Annotated in this window: 20 protein-coding genes; 11 read left to right on the forward strand and 9 right to left on the reverse strand. The window is 67.3% G+C overall.

Annotated elements, in window-relative coordinates; translation table 11 throughout:
- Positions 1-15 precede the first annotated feature (15 nt).
- Positions 16-1,011, reverse strand: a complete 996-nt coding sequence (locus tag AC1D1W_RS02675) for an MBL fold metallo-hydrolase (RefSeq protein ID WP_476942853.1) — start codon at positions 1,009-1,011, stop codon at positions 16-18.
- Between the two features lie 329 nt (positions 1,012-1,340).
- Between AC1D1W_RS02675 and AC1D1W_RS02680 the strand changes: the two genes are divergently transcribed.
- From AC1D1W_RS02680 to AC1D1W_RS02695, 4 genes are all read left to right on the forward strand, one after another.
- A complete protein-coding gene (locus AC1D1W_RS02680) occupies positions 1,341-2,939 on the forward strand; it encodes a PucR family transcriptional regulator (protein ID WP_243181670.1) in 1,599 nt (532 codons plus the stop codon).
- The gene (locus tag AC1D1W_RS02685) at positions 2,936-3,880 is read left to right on the forward strand and encodes a glutaminase (protein ID WP_476942854.1); all 945 of its coding nucleotides are present in this window, start codon (positions 2,936-2,938) and stop codon (positions 3,878-3,880) included. Before AC1D1W_RS02680 ends, AC1D1W_RS02685 begins: the two co-directional genes overlap by 4 nt.
- Positions 3,881-3,954: 74 nt before the next feature.
- The gene (locus tag AC1D1W_RS02690; RefSeq protein WP_243181668.1) at positions 3,955-5,469 is read left to right on the forward strand and encodes an amino acid permease; all 1,515 of its coding nucleotides are present in this window, start codon (positions 3,955-3,957) and stop codon (positions 5,467-5,469) included.
- Between the two features lie 298 nt (positions 5,470-5,767).
- Positions 5,768-7,495, forward strand: a complete 1,728-nt coding sequence (locus AC1D1W_RS02695; RefSeq protein ID WP_243181667.1) for a thiamine pyrophosphate-dependent enzyme — start codon at positions 5,768-5,770, stop codon at positions 7,493-7,495.
- Positions 7,496-7,620: 125 nt separating this feature from the next.
- Here AC1D1W_RS02695 and AC1D1W_RS02700 read toward each other — a convergent pair whose 3' ends face one another.
- Both AC1D1W_RS02700 and AC1D1W_RS02705 read right to left on the reverse strand, forming a co-directional pair.
- Complete coding sequence (locus AC1D1W_RS02700; RefSeq protein WP_243181666.1) at positions 7,621-8,160, reverse strand: DinB family protein; 540 nt, start codon at positions 8,158-8,160, stop codon at positions 7,621-7,623.
- Positions 8,157-8,948, reverse strand: coding sequence for a DUF2306 domain-containing protein (locus tag AC1D1W_RS02705; RefSeq protein ID WP_476942855.1), 792 nt, complete (start codon positions 8,946-8,948; stop codon positions 8,157-8,159). Before AC1D1W_RS02705 ends, AC1D1W_RS02700 begins: the two co-directional genes overlap by 4 nt.
- Before the next feature lie 134 nt (positions 8,949-9,082).
- Between AC1D1W_RS02705 and AC1D1W_RS02710 the strand changes: the two genes are divergently transcribed.
- Positions 9,083-9,865 carry a TetR/AcrR family transcriptional regulator gene (locus AC1D1W_RS02710; RefSeq protein ID WP_476942856.1) on the forward strand — a complete coding sequence of 261 codons (783 nt, stop codon included), beginning with the start codon at positions 9,083-9,085 and terminating at the stop codon, positions 9,863-9,865.
- A 7-nt stretch (positions 9,866-9,872) separates the two neighbouring features.
- On the opposite strand, the gene AC1D1W_RS02715 is transcribed toward AC1D1W_RS02710, so the two are convergent.
- The 3 genes from AC1D1W_RS02715 to AC1D1W_RS02725 form a co-directional block, all read right to left on the reverse strand.
- Complete coding sequence (locus tag AC1D1W_RS02715) at positions 9,873-10,661, reverse strand: alpha/beta fold hydrolase (protein WP_243181663.1); 789 nt, start codon at positions 10,659-10,661, stop codon at positions 9,873-9,875.
- 89 nt (positions 10,662-10,750) lie between these two features.
- Positions 10,751-11,248, reverse strand: a complete 498-nt coding sequence (locus AC1D1W_RS02720; protein ID WP_028275161.1) for an SRPBCC family protein — start codon at positions 11,246-11,248, stop codon at positions 10,751-10,753.
- Positions 11,249-11,266: 18 nt separating this feature from the next.
- Positions 11,267-11,686: an ArsR/SmtB family transcription factor gene (locus AC1D1W_RS02725; RefSeq protein ID WP_476942857.1), complete on the reverse strand. Its 420-nt coding sequence runs from the start codon at positions 11,684-11,686 to the stop codon at positions 11,267-11,269.
- Between the two features lie 123 nt (positions 11,687-11,809).
- Here AC1D1W_RS02725 and AC1D1W_RS02730 point away from each other — a divergent pair, with 123 nt between their 5' ends.
- The 6 genes from AC1D1W_RS02730 (at position 11,810) to AC1D1W_RS02755 (ending at position 18,654) form a co-directional block, all read left to right on the forward strand.
- Positions 11,810-12,823 carry a medium chain dehydrogenase/reductase family protein gene (locus AC1D1W_RS02730; protein ID WP_476942858.1) on the forward strand — a complete coding sequence of 338 codons (1,014 nt, stop codon included), beginning with the start codon at positions 11,810-11,812 and terminating at the stop codon, positions 12,821-12,823.
- A gap of 114 nt (positions 12,824-12,937) precedes the next feature.
- Positions 12,938-13,510: an MOSC domain-containing protein gene (locus tag AC1D1W_RS02735; RefSeq protein ID WP_243181660.1), complete on the forward strand. Its 573-nt coding sequence runs from the start codon at positions 12,938-12,940 to the stop codon at positions 13,508-13,510.
- A 187-nt stretch (positions 13,511-13,697) separates the two neighbouring features.
- Positions 13,698-14,630, forward strand: coding sequence for a LysR family transcriptional regulator (locus AC1D1W_RS02740; protein WP_243181659.1), 933 nt, complete (start codon positions 13,698-13,700; stop codon positions 14,628-14,630).
- 116 nt (positions 14,631-14,746) lie between these two features.
- Entirely contained in the window at positions 14,747-15,844 is a 1,098-nt protein-coding gene (locus AC1D1W_RS02745; RefSeq protein WP_476942859.1) for a tartrate dehydrogenase, read from the forward strand.
- 172 nt (positions 15,845-16,016) lie between these two features.
- Positions 16,017-17,492: a C4-dicarboxylate transporter DctA gene (dctA, locus tag AC1D1W_RS02750; protein WP_476942860.1), complete on the forward strand. Its 1,476-nt coding sequence runs from the start codon at positions 16,017-16,019 to the stop codon at positions 17,490-17,492.
- A gap of 1 nt (position 17,493) precedes the next feature.
- Complete coding sequence (locus tag AC1D1W_RS02755; protein ID WP_476942861.1) at positions 17,494-18,654, forward strand: glycerate kinase; 1,161 nt, start codon at positions 17,494-17,496, stop codon at positions 18,652-18,654.
- Between the two features lie 145 nt (positions 18,655-18,799).
- Here the strand turns inward: AC1D1W_RS02755 and AC1D1W_RS02760 are convergent, their stop codons facing one another.
- The 3 genes from AC1D1W_RS02760 to AC1D1W_RS02770 form a co-directional block, all read right to left on the reverse strand.
- Positions 18,800-19,246, reverse strand: a complete 447-nt coding sequence (locus tag AC1D1W_RS02760) for an SRPBCC domain-containing protein (RefSeq protein ID WP_476942862.1) — start codon at positions 19,244-19,246, stop codon at positions 18,800-18,802.
- Between the two features lie 85 nt (positions 19,247-19,331).
- Positions 19,332-20,381: a sulfate/molybdate ABC transporter ATP-binding protein gene (locus AC1D1W_RS02765; RefSeq protein WP_459385631.1), complete on the reverse strand. Its 1,050-nt coding sequence runs from the start codon at positions 20,379-20,381 to the stop codon at positions 19,332-19,334.
- On the reverse strand, positions 20,378-21,199 hold the full coding sequence (locus AC1D1W_RS02770; protein WP_459385632.1) for an ABC transporter permease: 822 nt from the start codon (positions 21,197-21,199) through the stop codon (positions 20,378-20,380). Before AC1D1W_RS02770 ends, AC1D1W_RS02765 begins: the two co-directional genes overlap by 4 nt.
- Positions 21,200-21,202: the final 3 nt, after the last annotated feature.

Genomic DNA, 21,202 nt, shown 5'->3' on the forward strand with positions numbered 1-21,202 from the left:
GGCGTTACCGTCCGCTCACTCCCCCTCGAGGCAGAGGATGAACCCGGGAAACACATGCCGGCCGGGGCGTCCGCCCACCTCGTCGATGGCCCGGCGGATCTGCCGGAGCTGCTCCACGGTCATCTGCAGCGGTGGTTCGTCGGGCTGGTAGGTGGTGAAGATCGGATAGTCGACGCCGGGCTGCCGCGACATTTCGATGTGGCAGCCCAGGACATGGGTGACGGTGTGGGTGGCGCAGAACCCGATCAGCCGTTCGATGGTGCTCACAAACGCTGGCCAGTCCTGGATGTAGAGCCGGCCGGGATAGACCGTGTCTCCGGTGAGCAGGAACCCGGTGTGGGGATCGTAGAACGTCACGGCCGCGTTGTGGTGCCCCGGGCTGGGCCAGCATGCCAGGACGCGCCCGCCGAGGTCCACCTGCGCGGGCTGACCGGCGCCGCCGCGGGCGTCCGGGTCGCCGGCGTCCGGGTCACTGGCGTCCGGGTCGCCGTCGTCCGAGTCACGGGCGTCCGGGTCGCCGGCGTCCGGGTCACTGGCGTCCGGGTCACTGGCGTCAGTGAATCCGAAGAATTCCCAGGCGTTGTCCCGGGCCGCATCCACCAGAACGGTGTCGGGACGGCCGGCGAACTGGGCATCGCCTGCGACATGATCGCCATGCGGGTGGGTATGGAGGACAAGGAGGCCGTAGCCGTCGCGGGGATGGGCGGCGAGCCACGCGTCCATGAGGCCGTCGACAACGCGGCGCAGCGGGAAGAAGTCCGCGGATGCGGTCGCGCCGGTATCGATCAGGACGGCCCTGGCGTTGCCGAACAGCAGGAACATGAACGGCGCCTCGTAGTTGACCGCCATGTTCTGGCGCAGGATGAACGTGTGCCCGTCGTAGGCGTGGACCTGGATGTCCGGGTCCGTGTTGTGCTTCGCCGACTCCGAGCCGTGGATCCAGGCCACCTCCAGGTCTCCGGACCGGGCGCCGCCTGCCGTGAAGTCGATCAGGTCGGGGGGCGTCTCCATGCGTTCTCCTAAGGGCGTCAGCGCCAGTGGCGGCGGGTGCGGCGGACGTCGGTTCCGCAGTGACGCACCAACACTCCATGATGACCGGTCCCCTTCCGGTCCTCAAACCCCGTCGGTTGCTCCGTAAAAGCCCTTTTGACGAGTGATTACGGCACCTACGGAGCAATCGATGAGGCCCCCGCAGCTCTGCAGACCTCACCTTGGTCCGTAGACCTAAAACGGGCCGCGTAATTTAGGAACTTTTCCATACTTTGGGCGATGCCTGCTGGATAGGCTGAGGTGTCCGGACAAAGCCGTCCGGGAAGGGTGCCAATGTCAGAAAGAAGCCCATGGCCGCAGCTACAGTGGACGACATCCTCGCGGATCTTCCGCTGGGTTTCGCCAGCCTGATGCTTCGGCCTTCCCGCACGGATGCTGTGATCGAACGCTTTCTGATCGTCGACGCCGATGACGAGACCGCCGACGGCGCGACTGCGTTCGTCCTGCTGATCGGCGTTCGCGGACGCTCCGCGTTGCCCGCAGTGCGGCGCCTCTTGAAAAGCCCGCCCCTGGTCCTGGCCGTCAAGGGCAGCCCCGACGAACTGGCGGAAGCCGAAGAGCTGCTCCGCGCCGCCGGAACCGGCCTGCTGCTGGTGGACCCGGCGGCAGACTGGGACCGCTTGCTGTCCATCGCCAAGGACCGGATCCAGCCGCCCAGCTACCAGCGCGAAGTGCTGACCCTGCTCGAAGAAGACCTCTTCGCCATCGCCCAGACCACGGCCCGCCTGACCTCCAGCCACGTGGTGATCGAGGACGCCGCCAACAAGGTCCTGGCCTACTCCACGGTCACCAACGCCATTGACGAGCTGCGCAAGGCCTCGATCCTGGCCCGGCGCGGCCCGCGCAAATACGAACTCCTGCTCAAGGACCTCGGCGCCTACCGCGAGCTGCACCGGACGCGCCTGCCGGTCCGGGTTCCCGCCCGGCCCCAGGACGGCCTGCGGGAGCGCGTCGCCATCAGCCTGTTCGCCGGTGACCGCATCATGGGCTACATCTGGCTCCAGGAAACCGGCGGGGGCTTYGGCGACGACGTCGACTATGTGCTCACCGGCTCGGCCGCGCGGGCCTCCGCCGAGCTGATCCGGTACCGCAACCAGCAATCCGTGCACATGCGCGAGGACCGGATCGTGCGCCTCCTTTCGGGTCCCGCGGAGGCTGCGGCGAGCGCGCACAGCGAGAAAATCCCAGCGGACCGCCCTGCGGCCCTGATCCTGATTGGCCTCTCCGCGTCCGAAGCCCAGGAGAACGACGCCGCACTCAAACACGGCGAGCTGGCCAACCTCGCTTCAATCCATGCAGCCGCCTACAAGCCTTCAGCCATCGTGGGACAGTTCCACGGCGACACCGCCGTGATCCTTCCCGGGCTGCAGTCCGCCAACGCCGGGGCCGGTCTGCGGAGTCTGGCCGAGGCAATCGTCAAGGACGCCAACAAGCACCTCGGCATCAGCCCCTTTGCCGCCGTCGGCCCCGCTGTTCCCGATCTGCTATCAATCCATTCCGTGACCGGAATATGCGAAGCGCTGCTGGGCTGCATGCGCCGCTCCGGCGAAGTTTCGGTTGCCACGGTGGACGATTTCGAAGCCGAGATCCTCTTCCACGACGCAGTGGAGAACTTTACGACGGCGGCCTTCCGGCACCGCAGCCTCTGGGCCCTGCTCCGCGACGACGCGGAACTGGCCGTAACCCTGCGTGCCTTCTTCGACGCGTCACTCGACGTGGCCGAGTGCGCGAAGCGGATGCAGCTGCATAAGAACACCGTCTACTACCGGATCGGCAAGGTCAGCCGGGTCACCGGCCTGGACTTCGGCAATCCCCGCCATGCACTGGTCGCGCTGCTGCATGTTCAGGAGTGGTCCGGCACACAGAAGGAGCACGTGGGCAAGAAATGATGACAACACTTGATTCGCCGCCGCTTGCCTTATTACTGGATGACATTGTCCGCGGCCACCGGCCCCGGACGGAAGCGGGGTCAGTCCCCGCAAACATTCCCCACCTGCAGTCCCCGCCGTTCGACCGTTTCGGCATCGCGGTTGCCACAACGTCCGGGGAGCTATTCAGTTCCGGCGACGCCGATCTTCCGTTCTCGATCCAGAGCATCTCCAAGGTCTTCACCCTGGCGATGGCGCTCGGCGCCGATGACTCCGGCTCGTTGTGGTCCAGGGTCCTTCGCGAGCCTTCAGGGACGTCCTTCAACTCTTTGGTCCAGCTTGAAGTCGAGCACGGGATCCCGCGGAACCCGTTCATCAACTCGGGCGCCCTGGTGGTCACCGACCATCTGATGGAAAGAACTCCCGACGCCGCCGCCCAGGTCCTGCGTTTCCTCACCGGCCAGGTGGGTCACCAGAATGGAAGACAGGGTCCGTTCATCGACGAGGCGGCCGCAAAGAGTGAACTCTCCAGCAGCAGCCGCAACCTGGCCCTCGCCCACTTCCTGAAGGAATTCGGCAACCTGCGGCAGCCCGCACAAGCCGTGGTGGAGAACTACGTCCGGCAGTGCTCAATCATGATGACCTGCGTGGAGGTGGCCAAGGCAGGTCTATTCCTCGCGCAGGATGGTCGTGGAGTACAAGGCGCGGTGATCTCCAGGAGCGAGGCTAAGCGCATCGGCTCCATCATGCTGACCTGCGGCATGTATGACGCAGCCGGCGAGTTCGCCTACCGCGTGGGACTTCCCGGGAAAAGCGGTGTAGGCGGCGGCATCCTGGCGATTGTCCCCGGCCAGTGCGCCATCTGCGTCTGGAGCCCGCGGCTGGATTCCAAAGGAAATTCCCTGGCAGGCACGGCGGCTCTCGCTGACCTGTCCGACCGGACCGGGTGGTCGATTTTCTGATCTGACGTCCGGCTGTCCCCACAATCTCCCTCCAGAACCCCATTTAGATCTCTGACAGATCGAAAGGAACACCCATGCCCAACAACCCCAATGACGAGGTTGGCTTGTACCAGGCCGATGGCGGCCACGCCCACGCTTCGGATTCCCTGATCCACGCGGAGGACTCGGGCTATCACAAGAGCCTGAAGCCCCGGCAGATCCAGATGATCGCGATCGGCGGGGCCATCGGGACCGGCCTGTTCCTGGGTGCCGGCGGCCGGCTCAACGCGGCAGGCCCGTCACTGGTCATCGCCTACGCCGTCTGTGGCTTCTTCGCGTTCCTGATCCTGCGCGCCCTGGGTGAACTGGTGCTGCACCGGCCCTCGTCAGGATCGTTCGTGTCCTACGCCCGCGAATTCTACGGAGAGAAAGCCGCGTTCATCTCCGGCTGGTTCTATTGGATCAACTGGGCCACCACCACCATCGTGGACATCACCGCCGCGGCCCTCTACATGAACTTCTTCGGCAAATACATCCCTTGGATGGGGGCCGTACCGCAGTGGGCGTGGGCGCTGATCGCCCTCGTCGTGGTCCTTTGCCTCAACCTCGTCTCCGTCAAGGTGTTCGGCGAGCTCGAGTTCTGGTTCGCCCTGATCAAGGTCGCGGCCCTGGTCGCATTCCTGTTGGTCGGCACCTACTTCGTCATGTTCGGCACGCCCGTGGAAGGCCAGGAAGTCGGATTCAGCCTCATCACCGACAATGGCGGCCTCTTCCCCAACGGGCTGCTGCCCATGATCATCCTTATGCAGGGCGTGCTGTTCGCCTACGCCTCGATCGAACTGATCGGTACCGCCGCCGGCGAAACCGAAAACCCCGAAAGAATCATGCCCAAGGCCATCAACTCCGTGGTCTTCCGGATCGCCGTCTTCTACGTCGGCTCGGTCATTCTGCTCGCCCTGCTGCTGCCCTACACCTCGTATGAAAAAGGCGTCAGCCCGTTTGTGACGTTCTTCGGATCCATCGGTATCCAGGGCGTGGACGTCATCATGAACCTCGTGGTCCTCACGGCCGCCCTGTCCTCGCTGAACGCCGGTCTTTACTCCACCGGCCGCATCCTGCGTTCCATGTCAGTGGCCGGATCGGCCCCGAAGTTCGCCCAGCGGATGAACAAGGCCGGTGTCCCCTACGGCGGCATCGCCATCACCGCCGGCGTCTCCCTCCTCGGGGTCCCGCTGAACTACCTGGTCCCCGGCCAGGCTTTCGAGATCGTCCTGAACGTCGCCGCTGTAGGCATCGTCGTCACGTGGGCCACCATTGTGCTCTGCCAGATCCAGCTCAAACGGTGGGCAGACAAAGGCTGGCTTGAGCGCCCCACTTTCCGGATGTTCGGCGCCCCCTACACCGGTTACCTCTCCCTGGTATTCCTGCTCGGCGTCCTCGTCATGGTCTTCATCGATTCCCCGCTCACATTGCTGGTGACCCTGGTGGCCTGCGCGCTGATGGTAGGCGGCTGGTACGCCTGCCGGAAACAAATCCACGACATCGCCGAAACCCGCGACGGCTTCACTGGCGCCGCGCCCGTGCTGGCCAACCGGACTCCAATCCGCTAATCGAACATCCCAGTGCCGACCAATCCCGCAACCCGGCACCCAACGCGAAAGCCTTCATGAAGCCACGAAACCCGCTGAGTCCCGGCCGAACCAGCACTCTGCAGGAACTCGACCCGCCAGCTGCGCACAAAGACAAGCCGCCGGCGTCGAACGACAGCTGCGAGGACGTCTGCTTCTTCTGCACCGGACCGGAAACAGACTAGCCACCGTTCCGCTGGATTCAGTGGACATGCCATGCCCGCCAACCCAACCCAACCCAAGAAGACAAGTAGTGATGAAAACCGAGTCTGCATCCATAATGACCGCAACCGACACGCACCCAGTTGAAGGCGACACCATCAAACCCGTGCAGACGGCCCCAGGGGCTGTCCTGGATAACCGCAACGGCGCCAGCACCCTCAAGTCCGCCGGCCACGTGATTGTTGATTCGCTCGCGGCGCACGGGGTAGAACGCACGTTTGTTGTCCCCGGGGAAAGCTTCCTGGACGTCCTCGACGGGCTGCACGGCTCTGAGATCGAGACCGTGGTCTGCCGGCACGAGGGCGGTGCCGCCTACATGGCCGAGGCCGACGGCAAGATGAACCAGCGTCCCGGCGTCGCCATGGTCACCCGCGGCCCCGGGGCAGCGAACGCCCACGTGGGCCTGCACACCGCGTGGCAGGACTCCACCCCGATGCTGCTCTTCGTCGGACTGATTCCGTTCGCGCACCGGGACCGCGAGGCGTTCCAGGAGTTCGACATCAAGGCGTGGTTCGACACGGGCGCCAAACGCGTGATGGTCCTGGACCACCCCGAGCGGGCCTCCGAAATTGTCGCGGAGGCAATGTTCGCGGCCATGAGCGGCCGTCCCGGGCCCGTGGTAGTGGGCCTGCCGGAGGACATCATCCGGGTCCCCATTGATCCGGCCCTGCACCCGGCCATCCCGGTGGCCGCGGGCGGGATGAGCAGCACCGATGCCGGTGCGCTGGCTGAGGCGCTGGCACAGTCGAAGAAGCCGCTCTTTGTCACCGGCGGGAATGACTGGACCCAGGAAGCCGCCTCGGAACTAACCCGCTGGCTCGAAAAGCACCACATCCCGGCCGCGGCGGAGTGGCGGACACAGGGGACCGTCTCCTTTGATTCGCCCAGCTACGTGGGGCCGATCGGCTACGGCCGGCCCCGCCCCACCTATGACCTCCTGGAGGAAACCGACCTGCTCGTTTTCGTCGGGACGGTCCCGGGGGACGTGATCACGGACGGTTTCGTGTGCCGGCAGGACTGGAACAAGAACAACTTCCTCGTCAGCATCGATCCCTCGCTGCGCGGCCGCTCCGGTCCGGTCTCCCGCCAGATCCTGGCCAAGCCGGACGCCTTCGTCCGGGACCTGGTCAACATCGACCTGCCCGTCAAGGAGGAGTGGAAGGCGTGGACGGCCCGGATGCGCGCCGAGCAGCGCTCCTTCGCCAGCCTGCCGCCGTCGGTCCCCGGCGACGGGCCCGCGAAGATGGACACCCTGATGGCCAACCTCGTGCCGCTGCTGCCGGAGGACGCCCTGGTGACGTTTGGGGCGGGCGAGCACACCAACTGGGCGCACCGGTACTTCCCCACCCGGCGCTACGCCTCGATGATCAGCGCCCGGAACGGTTCCATGGGGTACTCGGTGCCCTCGGCCATCGCCGCCTCGCTGGCCAGCCCGGAGCGCCGGGTGGTCACCATCGCGGGCGACGGGGAATTCCTCATGAACGGCCAGGAGCTCGCCACGGCCGCCCAGTACGGAGCCACGCCGCTGATCATCGTGATGGATAACCAGGAGTACGGCACCATCCGCACCCACCAGGAACGCCACTACCCGTCCCGGGTGTCGGGGACGCAGCTGAAGAACCCCGACTTCGGCATGATGGCCCGGGCGTTCGGCGGTTTCGGCATCACCGTCACCGAGGATAAGGACGTGCCGGCCGCCCTCGAGGCGGCGCTGGCCGCCATCGACCGGGACGGTGTGTTCGCCCTGGTCCACCTCGTCGTCGAACARCGGGTCAAGGCCTACTAAATCCAAGCTGCCTAACCTGGTTGCGCTATCAGTCCTGGTCGTCATTCGGCGTCCATAACAGCCATGACCGATAGCGCAACAAGTGGTTGGAGGGGTGYCTCGAGGCTACTCCCCTGTTTCGCCGCCTATTCCCCCGTCTCGCCGTCTAGGGCCTCGCGGAGGAGGTCGGCGTGGCCGTTGTGCCGGGCATACTCCTCGATCATGTGGCACAGGATCCAGCGCAGGCTCGGTGCCGAACCGTCGGGCCACGGGCGACGAGCCAATTGGTCCAGGCCGCCGCCGGCCAGGGCCTCCGTGACGCTGGCCCGGGACCGGTCCACGGCGTCCTGCCACAGGGTGCGCAACTGGTCCGGGGTGTCCCCGGCGGCGGAGTGCCACTCCCAGTCCGGGTCGGCCTTCCAATCCACGGCGGCAAACGGGGCCTCCCGGTCCCGGGCGTGCAGGGAACGGGAGAACCATTCGCTCTCCACATAGGCCATGTGCTTTAGGAGCCCGCCCAGCGTCATCGATGAGGCAGCGGTAGTAGCCACGAAGCCGGCCGCGTCCAGCCCTGCGCATTTCCACGCCAGCGTGGCCCGCTGGTAGTCCAGGAAACCCAGGAGGGTCGCGGTTTCGTCGGAGGCGAGGGGAGGCTCCGGGCGGCCCTGATCGTCCACAATTGTCATGCGCGTGAGTCTAGCCGCCCGGCCTCCACGTCGCCGGAAACCGTCCGCTTCGCCGGAAGAGTACGGCGAGCCGGCACGCTTCCGGCGACTTCGACGACGGCGGGCAAGCGCACGGTCCGTCTGGTGCGCACGGTCCGCCTGGCGCGCCGGTGGATGACGTACTCGGCCACCGCAAGGTTGATCACCCAGGCTGCCCCCAGGAGCACCGCCCGGGTCGGCTCGTCGGGCGGGCCCACCAGCAGCATCCACGGCAGCCCTGTCAGCGCCTGCGTTCCCGCGGCGACGCCGATCGCGTAGCCGCGCGTCATCCACGCGCCGTGCCGCACAAAGTCGCGGCGCACAACCGCCACGACTCCCAGGACAATGCTCGCCGCCATGGCCGAGCCGAAGACCAGCCGCAGCACCAACAGCGCCGGTCCGTCCCCGGGCGGCAGCGGATAGAAGACGGCCATCCACAGGCCGGACAGGGCGGCCAGCAAGCCCGCCGGCGCGAGGATGCGGCCGGCGACCCGGTGCCAGCCGCGGCGGCCCCGCAGCGCGGGGAGGAACTGGAACGCACCGAGCAGGCTGTAGGTGGTGACGCTAAGGATGTGCGTCACCACAGGCACGGGCGAGGCGAAGAACCGGGCGTTCTGGGCGGTGATGGCGGCACCGCCGGTCAGTTCCGTCAGCCGCGCCGCGCCGGCGATCACCGGGATGAGGCTGAGAAGGATCAATCCGGCGGCCACTGGCCACTGGGGGCGGCGGCGGACACGGGGGACGGGGGCGCTGCTGGCGTGTGTTGTCACGGCGTGGTCCTTGGCTGGGATGGCTGGTGGCGGTGGTACATGAATCGCGCGGTGTACGGCGTACACCTGATGCGGCCACGTTAGGTGTACGGCGTACACTTGTCAATAGAGAACCGTTAGGGAAGGGTGGCCGGATGACCCAGCAAGCGGAGCGCACGCGCCGGATCCCGTTGAGCCGGGACCGCGTCCTGGCTGCCGCCGTCGTGCTGGCCGATCAGGTGGGGATCGAGGCGCTGAGCATGCGCCGGCTGGCGCAGGAACTCGGCGTCGTCCCGATGGCGCTGTACAAGCACGTGGCAAACAAGGAGGAACTCCTTGACTGCATGGTGGACGCCCTTGTCAGCGAGATCGATCCTCCCGTCCGTGATGCCGGCTGGAAGGACACCGTGCGCCTGAGGGTGCTCTCGGCGAGGGGGGCGCTGCTGCGGCATCCGTGGGCCCGGCAAGTGCTGGAATCGCGCACCAATAAAACGCCGGCGGTCCTTGGCTACATGGACTCGTTCATCGGCATGTTCCTGGCCGGAGGCTTCTCCGTGGACCTGACCCATCACGTCATGCACGCCCTCGGCAGCCGCATGTGGGGGTTTACCCAGGAGCTGTTCGACGACTCCGCCGGCGGGGACGCCGCAGGGCTGGCGACCCTTCCGCCGGAAGCGCAGGCGGCCATGTTCCGGGAGATGGCCGAGCGGTATCCGAACATTCTGAAGGTCGCCACCGCCTCCGCGCACCAGGACTCCGTGGTGGGCCAGGGGTGCGATGACCAGTTCGAGTTCGAGTTCGCCCTGGACCTGCTCCTGGACGGCTTCGAGCGGCTGCACCGGCAGCACTGGAGCTCCACTCCGGCACAAACCAGCCCGGCACAGACCAGCCCGGCACAAACCAGTCCGGCGCAGACCTCCACGCCGGCAACGCCCTGACCGGCCCCTACTCCTCCAGGAACCGCAGCAGGTACGGAAGAGTGGTCCGCATGGCCCGCAGGTCGCCCCCGCTCGCGGCCAGCTCGCCCAAATAATCGCCGTGGCTGCCCGGCACGATCATCAGACGTGCCCCGGGAATGAGCCGTGACATCTGCACGGCATGGTCAGCGCTGACGACGTCGCGGTCGGCGCTCAGCACCAGGGTGCGGGCCGTGATGCGGCGCAGGTCCTCGTCCGGCCAGCCGGGGAAGGTCAGGATCCGCTGGCGGTCCAGTTCGAACATCCGCTCGAGGTGTCCGGGCTCCGGGTTCAGCCGGCGGTCCGCGTCCTGGTACACCTCCGGCATGTCATCGAGGGTTGCCTTTTCCATCCCCTCCCAAAATTCATCGCCCACAGCGTCGCGGCTGGCGAAGGTGGAGGCGGCAATCAGGCACCGCACCATGGACGGATGCCCCATGGCCAGCGCGAGCGCGGTGTGGCCCCCGGCGCTGAACCCGAGCACATCCACGGAGTCCACGTTGAGCTCATCGAGCACGGCTTTGATGTCCTCTGCCGATCCTTCGGCGGTGAGCGGCCGGGCGGTAGCCGCGGTCCGGCCGTGGCCTTCCTCTTCGACGGCGATCACCTGCAGGCTCTCGGCCAGCAGCGCGGGGATGAGGCCGGCGAAGTTGGTCTCGATGCTCGAGCCTCCGCCGGGAATCAGCAACAGCGGGGGCTCGCCGGCCCGCGGGTGACCGTGGACCTCGTAGTACATGCGGAGGTCGCCGTTCGCCGCGTAACCGTGGGTGAATGTCACACGGCATGTTACCGCCGCTAATGCCGGGCTGAACAGGGCCTTGCGGACGACGGCGGGAGATTCCCGCCGTCGTCGTGTTGCGTTGCAGGTCAAGCGTTGACGGACTCGGCGATGATCGCGTCGACCTGGCCCAGCGCCTCCCTCATGCCTTCTTCCATGCCCATGGCGACGATCTTCTCCATCTGCTCCTCCGCCTCGAACGTGGACATGATGGTCATTCGGGTGCGGTCGCCGATTGGCTCCAGTGTCACAACTCCATGGATCGTGCCCATGTCGGCCACGGGGTCGCCGTTGTCGTCCGCGAAGCCATCATCGAACTCCAGCCGGTGCGGGGCGTTGATGGTCACGAACCGCCACCAGCCGCGGGCTTTCTCCCCCTCGGGTCCCGTCATGTAGTAGCTGGCCTCGCCGCCCGGGACGAACTCGTGCTTTTCGAAGGTGGCCGGCCACGTGGGCGGCCCCCACCAGCGCTCGAGCTGGCGCGGGTCTTCCCAGATTTGCCAGACGCGCCCAACTCCGGCATCAAACTCGGCGACCACGGTGAGGCTCAGCGCCTCAAGATTCTTGACTGAACTGACAACCGTCATGACGAACTCTCCTATCCTTCAGTTTCCTTCAGCTTGGCCTTGCGATTTATTCGTTGTTCTGGCGCCTGCCTGCGTCTCGTCAGGTTCCGGGGCGGCCGATTCGGCCAGCAGGTCCGCAATCCGGTCGGCGCGCTGGCGCCAAATGACCTCGTAGTCGTCCAGCAGGCGGCGGGCCCGCTGCAGGCCGTCATGGTTGGCCCGCACGATCTGCTCCCTTCCCCGCTTCTCCTTCGAGACAAGGGAAGCGCGTTCCAGCACCGCCACATGCTTCTGGACGGCCGCAAAACTCATGGCGTAGAGGGCAGCGAGCCCGGAGATCGAGTACTCGCCCACCGTCACCCGGCGCACGATGTCCCTGCGGGTCGCGTCGGCGAACGCCTGGAAAAGGCGGTCGAGTTCGTCGTCGTTGAGCTGGGTTCGGAGCTGATCTACAACCATTTGGTTGTAGGATAGTCCGACTGCTCGGGGGTGTCAATGTGTCGGGAATCGACCCCAGCGGCCTCGGCGCTGGGCGGCAAAGTGACCGGTGTGCGGAGCGTATGCCGAGCGTAGAGTGAGCCCATGAAGCGTGTGGTGATCGACCGCTTCGGCGGCCCCGAAGTCCTGCAGGTGGTGGAGGTCGACGATCCACGGCCCGGCCCGGGTGAAGTCCGCGTCAGGGTCCTGGCTTCGGGGGTCTCTTTCACCGATGCCCAGCTCCGCGCCGGCACCTACCTCGGCGGACCGAAGCCGCCGTTCACGCCCGGATACGAGCTCGTCGGCATCGTTGATGAGCTCGGGCCCGGTTGCTCGCGGGTGCGGGTCGGGGACCGCATCGGCGCGCTGACGGTGTGGGGCGCCAACGCCGAGCGCGTCTGTGTGCCGGAGGCATACGCGGTGGATGTGCCTGAGGACCTCGACCCGGCCGAGGTCGTAAGCCTCGTCTTCCCCTACATGACCGCCTACCAGTTGCTGCACCGGACGGCCCAGGCGAAGCCCGGGGAGAGCGTTCTGGTTCACGGCGCGGCAGGCAGGGTGGGCGCCGCCATCCTCGAGCTCGGAGCACTGGCCCGCCTCCGCCTCTACGGGACCGCCTCCGGCCGGGACCGCGCCGCAGTGGAGCGGCTGGGCGCGGTGGCGATCGACTATCAGAACGAGGATTTCCTGGCCCGAGTGCGCGGGCTCACCGGCGACGGCGTAGACATTGCCCTCGACGGGATCGGTGGGCCGTTGTCTCTGCGCTCCTTCCGGGCGCTGCGGCCCGGCGGCCGGCTCGTTGTGTTTGGCCGCTACGCCACCATCGCGCAGGGGCGCAAGAACTGGCCGGGCGTGATCGCCTGGTACGCGGCAACGGGGAGCGTCGCACTCTGGGGCTGGCTGTCACCCCGCCGAAAGGTGCTGTCCTACCGGATCCAGAAGCTGCGCATCCACCACCAGGACTGGTTCAGGGCAGACTTCTTCGCGCTGCTCGAGTTGCTTCGCCGCGGCGAGATTCACCCGGTGGTGGCCGAGCGCCTGCCGCTTTCGGACGTTCGTCGCGCCCATGAGCTGCTGGGGAGCACCGCGGCGAAAGGGAAGATCGTGCTCGTACCCTGATCGGGCCCCGCCGGGTTCGCGGGAAGCCTGCGAGGTCGCCGGAAGGTTCCGGCGAGTCCGCACGTTTCCGGCGACTTCGCGGCCCAACGCCACGAGGGAGGATAGTTTTAGGGCATGACGGCAAGCTACACGTACGACGTCGAGATTCTGCACCTCCTCGTCTCGCCGGCACACGCCTACTTCGGCCGCGCCCGCGATGGTGCGGCGCAGGTCCCCACGACGGACGCGGACCAAGTGGAACTGGTGGCCGGCAAGGGCATCGTCGGCGACCGGTTCTTCGGCAAGGCCGCGCACATGGACGCCGCCGTCACCCTCCTCTCGATCGAGGCCCTCGAGGCGATGGCTGAAAAGCTGGGAGCCGGCCCCTTTGACCCGCTCCTGACCCGGCGCAATGTGGTCCTCCGGGGCGCCCACCTCGCTCCCCTGCTCGGCGAAGAGTTCGCGCTTGAATCGAAGGGCAACGTGGTCCGGCTCCGGGCCGGACGGCCAGCCCACCCCTGCGCGTGGATGGACCGGATGCTTGCCCCGGGCGCGCACGACGCCATGCGCGGCCGGGGAGGCGTGCGCTGCCAGCCGCTTTCGACCGGCCTCCTGAGCCGCGGCCCGGCCGTGCTGGTCAGCCCCGTCCCGCTCGACCCCGGGCAGGCCGGCGTCCCCACGCTGTTGCGCCCCTCCCGGCTGCCGTAGCGCGGCGAAGACCCGAGCGGCGCGGACGACGGCGGGCGTTGCGTGATCCGGCGAGCGGCGATCATGCTCTTTGCCGCGGATGTGGAACAAATGCGCATCCGAATCGTCCGCAGGAAATAGGCTCGGACTCATCGATCAGGCGGCCGCACGGCAACCGTCAAGTGCAAAAACCGGTGAAGGAGCCAGGGTGGACACCCGAAAGCTGAAGTATTTTCTGGCTGTTGTTGACCACGACGGGTTCAGCCGGGCCGCGGAGCACCTGCTCATCGCCCAGCCATCGCTCTCGCAGACCATCGCCGCCCTCGAGAAGGAGCTGGGCGTGCCGCTCTTCCACCGGATCGGGCGGCGGGCGGTGCTCACCGAGGCGGGCAAGGAGCTGATCGGGCCGGCCCGGCTCGTGATGCGCAACCTCGATGCGGCGCAGTCCGCGGTGCAGTCGGTGCGCGGGCTGCGCAGCGGACGGCTGGACATCGTCACGATGCCCTCACCCGGGATCGAGCCCCTGTCCTCGATGATCGCCGCCTTCACCCGTGCTCATCCCTTGGTCAGGCTCAATGTCAGCGCCGCCTTCACCCCGGAGGACGTCATCGAGTCTGTCCGAAGCGGCAGTACGGAGATCGGGCTGGCAGGCTCCCCCACGCCCATCAAGGTTCCCGGCGTTGAGGTGCTGGAGCTCGATCGCCAGCCGCTGATCCTTCTCATCAATCCCCAGTCCGATACGTTTGGCGCCGCAACAACGATTCAACGCGAGGAGCTGGCCGGCCACCGCCTGGTCGCGAGCCAGCGCGGCTCGCTGATGCGCTGGCTTGTGGACGATGCACTGGCGCGGGGGATCGACGCCGAAATCGTCGTCGAGGTCGCCCACCGGACCTCGATCCTGCCCTTGGTCCTGGCCGGGGTCGGCCACGCCGTGATGCCGTCGTCGTGGGCGCCCCTGGCGCACAAATCGGGGCTGCGGACGCTGCTGATCGAACCCGTATCCTACCTGGATGTTGCCGTTCTCAGCCGGAGGGACGACCTGACCCCCGCGGCCCGGTCCTTCCTGGCGGTGGCGCGGCTGCACGCGGCCCCGCAACCGCAAGGAAGGACAGACACGCCTCCCCCGGCACATCATCAATAGGCTGAACCTATCTAGCGGATCGGATCTTGGTCTTGGACGGCATGTGGTGCCGGCCCGTCTACTTGAAGAGGAAGGCAGTGTGACGCTGCTAACACACTCAACGAGGAGGTAGGCACATGAGCGCCACCCAGAAATTCAGCATCGCTTCAATCCCCGCAGACGGGGTCGGCAAAGAGGTCGTCTCCGCCGGACGCCGGGTCCTGGACGCCCTGGCGCAGAATTCCGGCGGCAAGTTCGCCTTCGAATGGACCGAGTTCCCATGGGGCTGCGAGTACTACGCCAAGACCGGCCAGATGATGGACCCCGACGGACTGGACACCCTCAAGGATTTCGACGCCATCTACTTCGGCGCTGTCGGCTGGGAAAACGTCCCGGACCACATCAGCCTCTGGGGCCTGCGCCTGAATATCACGCAGAACTTTGACCAGTGGGCCAACATCCGTCCGGTGAAGTTCCTCCCGGGCGTCCAGTCCCCGCTGCGCAAGGCCGACACCACCGAGCTCGACTGGATTGTGGTCCGCGAAAACAGTGAAGGCGAGTACGCCGGCCTCGGCGGGCGCAACCTCGGCGGCCGCGGCCCGGGCAACGAGGTCGCCCTGCAGACCGCGCTGTTCACCGAGAAGGGCTGCGAGCGCATCATGCGCTTCGCGTTCGATCTCGCCCGGACCCGGACGGTGAAGAAGGTCTCCTCCGTCACCAAGTCCAACGCCCAGCAGTACGGCATGGTCCTCTGGGACGAAACCTTCCGGCGTGTTGCCCTGGACTACCCCGATGTCGCCACCGAGAGCGTCCTGGTCGACGCGATGAGCGCCAAGTTCATCCTGCACCCGGAAGACCTCTCCGTGGTCGTCGCCTCCAACCTGAACGCCGACATCCTCTCCGACCTCGGCTCGGCCCTGGCCGGCAGCCTCGGCCTGGCGGCCAGCGCAAACCTGAACCCGGAGCGCCGCTTCCCGTCCATGTTCGAGCCGGTGCACGGCTCGGCCCCGGACATCGCGGGCAAGGGCATCAGCAACCCGATCGGCGCGATCGCCAGCGCAGCCCTGATGCTGGACCACTTTGGCCTCCACGAGGAAGCCCGCCGCGTCGAGGCCGCCATCGAAGAGGCAACCGGCGCCGGCCACCTGACCCGCGACGTCGGCGGCGACGCCACCACCGCGGACGTCACCGATGCCATCATCGAGGCCCTGGCCCGCACCCTGGCGGCCGTTTAGCGCTGAGGCGCACTAAAACGGACGACGGCACTGAAACGGACGACGCCGGCCGCGCGGCCGCCGTCGAACGCTACACACCGCACGGGGCGGCTGCGCCCAACTGGCTCCCGCCCCGTGCAAACCCCCCCCACTTAAAGCATCTCCAGAGACATTCCACAATGAGGTAGGAATCATGGGACACATCACCACCGCGGGCACGGACATCCCCGCCCCCAAGAAACGCTGGTACAGGCAGCTGTACTTCTGGGTATTGACCGGCATCGTCCTCGGCATTCTGGTGGGCTGGCTGGCCCCGGCCGCGGGCATTGCCATGGAACCGATCGGCACCACCTTCGTCAACGCCATGAGAATGCTGATCGGCCCGATCGTGTTCCTGACCATCGTCGGCGGCATCGCCAGCGTCGCGGATCTGAAGAAGGTCGGCATGACCGGGCTGAAGGCCCTGACGTATTTCCAGATCGGCACGATCTTTGCCCTGCTCTTTGGCCTGGTCGCCATCAACATCTTCCGCCTCGGCGACGGCGTCAACGCAGACGCCAGCGCGATCAAGACGACGGACTCCGCGGCCAAACTCATCGACGCCGGCGCCCACCAGGAATGGTGGCAGTTCCTGACCCACGTCATCCCCACCAGCATCGTCGCGCCCTTCGTGGAAGGCGACATCCTCCAGATCATCTTCATCGCCGTGATCTTCGGCGTCGCGCTGAACGCCATGGGCAAGATCGGAGCGCCCGTCCTGGACGGTGTCCAGCGCCTCACCGGGGTCATGTTCAAAATCCTGGGCTTCATCATGAAGGCCGCCCCGCTGGGCGCGTTCGGCGCGATGGCCTTCGCCGTCGGCAAGTACGGCGTCTCCTCCCTCTCCAGCATGGGCGGGCTGATCGCTCTCTTCTACGCCACCTCGATCCTCTTCGTCGTCGTGGTCCTCGGGTCCGTCATGGCCTTCCTGAAGCTGAACATCTTCAAGATGATCCGCCACCTCAAAGAGGAGTACCTGCTCATTCTGGGCACCTCCACGGCCGAACCGGCCCTCCCGGGCCTGATGCGCAAGCTCGAGCACGCCGGTGTGAAGAAGGAAACGGTCGGGCTCGTGGTCCCCACCGGCTACAGCTTCAACCTCGACGGCGCCGCCATCTACCTTTCGCTGGCCGCCGTCTACATCGCCCAGGCAACCAACACGAACCTGACCATCGGCCAGCAGCTGGGCCTCATCGCGGTCATGCTGCTCACCTCCAAGGGCGCGGCCGGCGTCGCCGGCGGCGGCTTCATCGCCCTGACCGCCACCCTGGCCACGCTCGGCACCATCCCTGCCGCCGGCATCATGCTTATCTTCGGCATCGACAAGTTCATGTCCGAGTGCCGGGCCCTGGTGAACTTCACCGGCAATGCCGTCGCCACCTTGTTCATCGCCTGGTGGGACCGCACCCTGGACGCGGACCGCGTCCGCCGCGTCTTCAACGGCGAAACTGTTGAGACCCTGCCCAGCGAGGATCCGATCCTCCCGGACGGTTACGGCGACATCGACGATGACCTGATCGAATACGGCCACCACACGCACCAGGACAACAACCCGGAGCGCACAGAACCCGCCGATGCCGATTCGACGGCCAAGGACAACCGCCGCCCCGCCTACTCGGAAACCATCTGACATGGTCCACACCACCGCCCCGAAAACCGTGCGGACCCTCATCGCACCGGACAAGTTCAAAGGCAGCCTCACGGCCGGCGAGGTGGCCGATGCACTGGCCGCAGGGCTCCGCGCCGGAGCCGGCTCCATTGGCGGGGCCGGAGCGGTCCACTGCGAGCTGCTTCCGCTGGCCGACGGCGGGGACGGCAGTGTGGACGCCGCCGTCGCCGCCGGCTTCACCCGGCACCGCCACACTGTCACCGGGCCCACCGGCCAGCCCGTCCCGGCCGGCATCGCGTTCGACGGCACCACCGCCGTCGTCGAGGTCGCCAACACGTGCGGCCTGGCGCTCCTGCCGGCGGCCCAGCTGGAACCGTTGGCGGCCTCCAGCCGGGGCTTTGGGGAAGCGATCCTGTTCGCCCTCAGTCTCAACCCGGCCAGGATCGTCCTGGCGCTGGGCGGAAGTGCCAGCACCGACGGCGGCATGGGAATGCTCACCGCCCTGGGCTACGGCTTCCACGACGTCCGCGGCCGGCAGCTCCACGGCAGCGGAAAGTCGCTGGCGCAGATCCACACCATCCGCCGGACCAGGTTCCCCGAACTGGACGGCACGGAGCTCGTAGTCGCCAGCGACGTCCACAATCCGCTGCTCGGGCCCGGCGGCGCGCCGGCGATCTTCGGACCCCAAAAGGGCGCCGGACCGCAGGACGTTGGGGCGCTGGAGCACGGGCTGGCGCACCTCGTCGCCACGTTGACGGACGCCGGATTTGAGGACGCCGAGGCACTGGCGCAGCGTGAGGGCGCCGGAAGCGCCGGCGGCATCGGCTTCGCCTGCCTGCTGCTGGGCGCCAAGCAGGTCTCGGGCGCCGACTACTTCCTGGACCTGCTCGATTTCAACAACCGCAGGGACAGTTGCGATGTCGTCATCACCGGCGAGGGCAGCATCGACGAACAGACCCTCGCCGGCAAACTTCCGGCCGCCGTCGCCCGGAGGTCCGGAACCCGCCCGATCATCGCGGTGGCCGGCCGTTCCCTCCTCCCCCGGGAAAGGTGGTCCGAACTGGCGCTCACCCGGGTCTACACCCTGGCCGAGTACACCGACCAGGACTCCTCCAAGGACCCCGGACTGTCCGCCGCCCTGCTGCAGAGGATCGGGAGGGACATCGCGGCAAGCCTGCTGTAGGCGCCCTTCCGCCGACGACGGGAACGCCTGCCTGGGGACACCCGGGCGGGCGTTCTTGTCGCGTTCCCTTTGATGTCCGCTTGTTGTCCGCCCACCGGCGGGCCGCTGTCAGCAGTAGCGGAACCTGGCCCCGCGGTCCTACTGCCTAATCGCGCCCTGGCTCTTCCCGCTCCGCGATTCCTTTCACGCTCTCAACCAGGCTGTCCCACATGCCCTTGGAGTGGTCGGCGTCCTCGGCACTGGCGTTGTTGTCCTGGGCGAGGGTGAGTTGCGTGGCACCGGGCTGGTCCTCGAGCGTCCAGGTCAGCGTGTGGTAGTTCTCCGGCGCATCCTCCTGGCCGCTCAACGGGCTGAAGTGCGTGACAACCAGCCGCCGTCCGGGTTCAAACTCGAGGATGCTGCCCCTGTCCTCGTAGTCCTTGCCGTCCCAGGTGCCCCGCCACAGGATGGGTCCGCCTACGGTCCAGTCGGTCACGAGTTCGGTGCCGAACATGAACTCCTTGGCGGCATCGGGGTCGGTGATCACGGACCATACGCGGCTCGCGGGCGCCTCGATGGTGATGGTCGAGGTCGCCACATACATTCCAGGCATGGTTTTCCTTTCCTCGCGGAGTCGCTCGGCGCCGGCAGCGCCCGGCACCGAGACTACTCCGCCGGGCGGAACGTGCGGAAGCTCCCTAGGCCGGGTAGATCGCGATGGCGGCGGCCTTGATGACGAAGTAGACGCTCATTCCGGGGATGAGTCCGAGGTCGGCTGACGCTGCCGGGGTGATGTCTGCGGAGAGTCGACCGGCACGGACACGGATCTGATCGCCGTGGGGCTCGAGGTCCGTGATGATCACTTGGAATGAGTTTCGCGGGCTGCCGTGCTCTTCGGTGAGGAACACCGATACCGCCGAGGGCGGAAAGACCGCTACGCCGTCCTGCCCGGGCTCGACGGACTCGTCCTGGTGGCCCGCGACGACCATGCCCTGGGCGGTGGTCACCCCGGCGTCGCTGACGGTGCCGGCCACCAGGTTCAGCCCGGCCAGCCCGGCGGCGAACCGGCTGCGCGGTTTTTCCAGGACTTCGCGGGTGGGGCCCTGTTCGGTGATCCGGCCGTCCTCGAGGACGATCACCCTGTCGGCCAGCATGAGGGCGTCGAGGATGTCGTGGGTGATGATGATGGCCCGGCGGCCGGCGAGGACGCGCTTGAGGAGCCGGCGGAGCAGCGGGGCGGCGTGGATGTCGAGCGCGGCCATGGGCTCGTCGAGGAGCAGCAGGTCGGGGTCGGCGGCGAGGGCGCGGGCCACGGCCACCCGTTGGGCCTGCCCGCCGGAGAGCTGTCCGGGGCGCCGCGAGGCGAGGGCGTCGGCGTCGACTTCGGTGAGCCAGTGCATGGCCGTTTCGCGGGCCGCGGCACTGGAGGCGCCGGCACTGCGTGGCCCGAACGCGACGTTGTCCAGTGCGCTGAGGTGCGGAAACAGGAGGGCTTCCTGGGCCAGCAGCGCCGTGCCCCGGGTGTGCGGGGCGCGCCAGATGTTGGTGTCCGCGCTCAGGTCGAAGAGAACTTTTTCGCCGATCGTCGCCTTGCCGGCATCGGGGCGCAGCAGGCCGGAGATGATCGAGAGGAGCGTCGATTTACCGGCCCCGTTGGGCCCGAGGATGGCGATTGTCTCGGCCGGTCCGAGGCTGAGGGAGACCTCGAAGCCCCGTGCGGCAAGGGTTGCGTCCAGCTGAAAGGTCACCGGAATGCCCCCTCCGGTGCCACGCCAAGGCGCGGGCGCCGGTAGGAGAGCCCGACGACGGCCACCGCCACGGCGACCAGAAGGAGGGAGAGCGCGACGGCGGCGTCGGCGTCGGTTTCGCGTTGCAGATAGATCTCCAGCGGCAGGGTGCGGGTGACGCCCTGCAGGCTGCCGGCGAAGGTCAGGGTGGCACCGAATTCGCCCAGGCTGCGGGCGAAGGACAGAACGGCGCCGGAGGCCAGGCCGGGGAGCACCAGCGGGATGGTCACCCGGCGCAGCACCGTGCCCGGGCGCGCGCCGAGGGTCGCGGCGACCGCCTCGTACTTGTTGCCGGCGGTGCGCAGGGCGCCTTCGAGGCTGACCACCAGGAACGGCAGGGCAACGTACGTCTGGGCGAGGACGACGGCGGTGGTGGAGAAGGCGATCTGGATTCCGGCCAGTTCCAGGCTTTTGCCCAGGAGTCCCTGGCGGCCGAAGGTGTAGAGCAGGGCGATGCCTCCGACCACGGGAGGCAGGACCAGCGGCAGCAGGACGAAGGCCCGGAGCAGGCGCTGGCCCGGGAACGGGCTCCGCGCCAGGATGAGTGCGAGCGGCACCCCGAGGACGATGCAGGAGGCGGTGCTCGCCGCGGAGGTACGCAGGCTCAGGCCGAGCGCGGTGAGTGAGGATTCGGAGGTGATCAGCGGGATGAACTCGGACCAGTTGACCCTGGCGACCATTGCCACCAGCGGCAGCAGGACGAAGAGTGCCCCTGCTGCCGCGATGGCGTAAATCCATGCCGGGATGCCTGTGTACCCGGTGCCGCTGCGCCTGTGCATGCC

The sequence above is a fragment of the Arthrobacter sp. P1_B4 genome (assembly GCF_056406555.1).